Origin of the sequence: Cetobacterium sp. (genome assembly GCF_048470075.1) — a bacterium.
In the GTDB taxonomy this organism is placed as follows: Bacteria; Fusobacteriota; Fusobacteriia; order Fusobacteriales; family Fusobacteriaceae; genus Cetobacterium_A.
In genome coordinates this window covers 1-3329 of record NZ_DBGBQB010000291.1, presented here as the reverse complement: position 1 = coordinate 3329, position 3329 = coordinate 1, and the positions used below count along the sequence as shown (strand labels likewise).

General features: G+C 33.3%; 2 protein-coding genes. One reads left to right on the top strand and one right to left on the bottom strand.

Annotated elements, in window-relative coordinates:
• Positions 1-126: 126 nt before the first annotated feature.
• Positions 127-2751 (top strand): bifunctional acetaldehyde-CoA/alcohol dehydrogenase, encoded by a 2625-nt coding sequence (gene adhE, locus ACMOUI_RS10275; protein ID WP_418965606.1) that lies wholly within the window; start codon positions 127-129, stop codon positions 2749-2751.
• 74 nt (positions 2752-2825) lie between these two features.
• Here the strand turns inward: adhE and ACMOUI_RS10270 are convergent.
• A partial coding sequence (locus tag ACMOUI_RS10270; RefSeq protein ID WP_418965605.1) for a DUF2147 domain-containing protein occupies positions 2826-3329 on the bottom strand: 504 nt, incomplete at its 5' end.

Here is a 3329-nt window from a genome sequence, read left to right as displayed (position 1 = left end):
AAAATAAAAAATGGTTAAAAATTGATGGTTAAAAATTTCAAAAATAGGCGAAAAAAAATTTCTAAAAACACTAAGACACAAGTATACTAGCATTATAAAATAAAAATTCACATAGGAGTGATGTTTATGACACTAATAAATACAATAGAAAAAGTAAGATTAGCACAAAAAGAATATTCAAAGTTTACTCAAGAGCAAGTGGATGAGATTTTTAGAGAAGCTTCACTAGCTGCAAATAATGCTAGAATAAAACTAGCTAAAATGGCAGTGGAAGAGACTGGAATGGGAATTGTAGAAGATAAAGTTATAAAAAATCACTTTGCTTCAGAATATATATACAACTCATATAAAGATACAAAAACTTGTGGAACTATAGAGATTGATACAGCTTATGGTGTTGAAAAAATAGCAGAACCAATTGGAGTTATCGCTGGAATTGTTCCAACAACTAACCCAACATCAACAGCTATATTTAAAGCATTATTAGCTTTAAAAACTAGAAACGGAATTATTTTTTCTCCACACCCAAGAGCAAAAAATGCAACAATAGAAGCGGCTAAAATAGTTTTAGAAGCAGCAGTTAAAGCTGGAGCTCCAAAGGATATAATCGGATGGATAGCTGAACCATCAGTTCAAGCATCTAATGATCTTATGAAAATGGCAGACTTAATATTAGCAACTGGAGGACCAGGAATGGTTAAAGCTGCTTACTCATCTGGAACACCTGCAATTGGAGTTGGAGCTGGAAATACACCAGTAATTATAGATGAAACAGCACACATTAAAATGGCAGTAAACTCAATTTTACTATCAAAAACTTTTGATAACGGAGTTATCTGTGCTTCTGAGCAAGCAGTAATAATTCCAGCTTCAATCTATGATAAAGTAAAAGAGGAGTTCATAGCAAGAAACGCTTACATTTTAAAAGGTGAAGAAGTAGATAAAGTAAGAAAGACAATAGTTATAGATGGACACTTAAATGGAGATATCGTAGGACAATCAGCTTATAAAATAGCTCAAATGGCTGGAGTAACTGTTCCTGAAAACACAAAAGTTATCATTGGAGAGGTTGAATCAGTTGAGTTAGAAGAGCCATTCTCACACGAAAAGTTATCACCAGTATTAGCTATGTATAAGGCTAAGAGTTTTGAGGACGCTCTAAAGAAAGCGGATAGATTAATAGAGCTTGGTGGAATGGGACATACATCAGTTTTATATGCAGATGAATTAGTTGCAAAAGATAAGATTGATCTATTTGGAAAAACAATGAAAACAGGAAGAACATTAATCAATATGCCTGCAGCTCAAGGAGCAATAGGAGATGTATTTAACTTCAAATTAGCACCATCATTAACACTTGGATGTGGATCATGGGGAGGAAATGCTGTTTCTGAAAACGTTGGAGTTAAGCATTTAATAAACATAAAAACAGTTGCTAAAAGGAGAGAAAATATGCTATGGTTTAGAATTCCTGAAAGAGTATACTTCAAATTCGGATCTCTTCCAGTGGCTTTAGAAGAGTTAAAAGGAAAGAAGAAAGCTGTAATCGTAACAGACCAACAACTGGCTTCTTTAGGATATACAGATCACATAACAACAGTTTTAGAAAGTATTGGAGTAGATTTTAGAGTATTCTCAGATGTACAAGCAGACCCAACTCTAAGTGTAGTTGAAAAAGGTGCAGAGTTAATGAGAAGTTATAATCCAGATGTAATCATAGCTCTAGGTGGAGGTTCAGCAATGGACGCTGCTAAAATTATGTGGGTTATGTATGAGCATCCAAAAGTAAACTTTAAAGATTTAGCTATGACATTTATGGATATCAGAAAAAGAATAGTTAAATTCCCTAAAATGGGAGAGAAAGCTGAGTTCTGGGCAGTTGCAACTTCAGCAGGAACAGGATCAGAGGTAACTCCATTCGCAGTTATAACTGACGATACAACAGGAGTAAAATATCCATTAGCTGACTATGAGATTACACCAAATGTAGCAGTTGTAGATCCTCAATTAATGTTATCAATGCCAGCTGGATTAACAGCAGCATCAGGTATAGACGTAGTAACTCATGCTATTGAAGCATATGTGTCAATAATGGCATCAGAGTTCACAAATCCATTAGCATTAGAAGCTACTAGATTAACATTTAAATATCTTCCTGAATCAGTAAAAGGAGGAGCATTAGCAGTAAAAGCTAAAGAAAAAATGGCAAATGCATCATGTATGGCTGGAATGGCATTCTCTAACGCATTCTTAGGAATATGTCACTCAATGGCTCATAAATTAGGAGCAGCATTCCACTTACCACATGGAGTAGCTAACGCATTATTACTTGATGAAGTAATTAGATTCAACGCAACAGACAGACCATTTAAAATGGCAGGATTTGCACAATATAAATATCCACATGCAAAAGAGTGTTACGCAAAATTAGCTGATTATTTAGGATTCACAAAAGGAAATGAAACACCTGAAGAGAAAGCTAAGATATTAAGAAAGAAAATTTCTGAATTAAAAACTGAAATTGGAATAAAAGCAACAATAGCTGACTATGGAATTTCTGAGCAGGAGTTTTTATCTAAGTTAGATCAAATGGTAGAGGATGCTTTTGATGATCAATGTACAGGAGCAAACCCAAGATATCCATTAATGAGCGATTTAAGAGAGATGTACTTAAGAGCTTACTATGGACCAGAGAAATACTTAGCTATGCAAAAAAAGAGCGAAGAAAAAACTGAAAAGAAAGCAAAATAAAATTAGCCACCTTAATTAAATTTAGTCGTATAGAAAATAAAACCTCCTAAGTAACTAGGAGGTTTTATTTATAACTATTTAATTTTTGTCCAAATTTGCTTAGAACCAATAAGTCCAGACTTATCTAAACTTCCTTTTACAATAAGGGTATTTGGGTCTTTAAATGAGATGGAACAGTAGTAAGTTTTACCATTTTCTGGGTTGTAGATAAAGCCATTTTCAAACCTATTTTTTTCAGGGTTGTATGTGAAATCACTAACAAAATTTATACCAACAAGAGGTCTTGTTTTTAAATTTTTATCAGGGTTAGCTAAATCTAGTTTTGTTTTTCCCTCTAGTTTATGACCTTTCTCATAAGTAGGGATAGTTAACTGATTAATCTTTCCAAAGTATCTATCATTTGTCTTGTAGAATTCCACTATGATTTGGTTTCCATTTTTTGCTTTCTCAGTTATCCACTTACCTTGAATATCCTCTTCTTTTGCGAAAGTCAGAGTAGTGAAAATTAAAGTAAGCAATAAAAAAATTTTTTTCATACCACATCCTCCAATAAAATTTATTTCAGATATTATAACAGG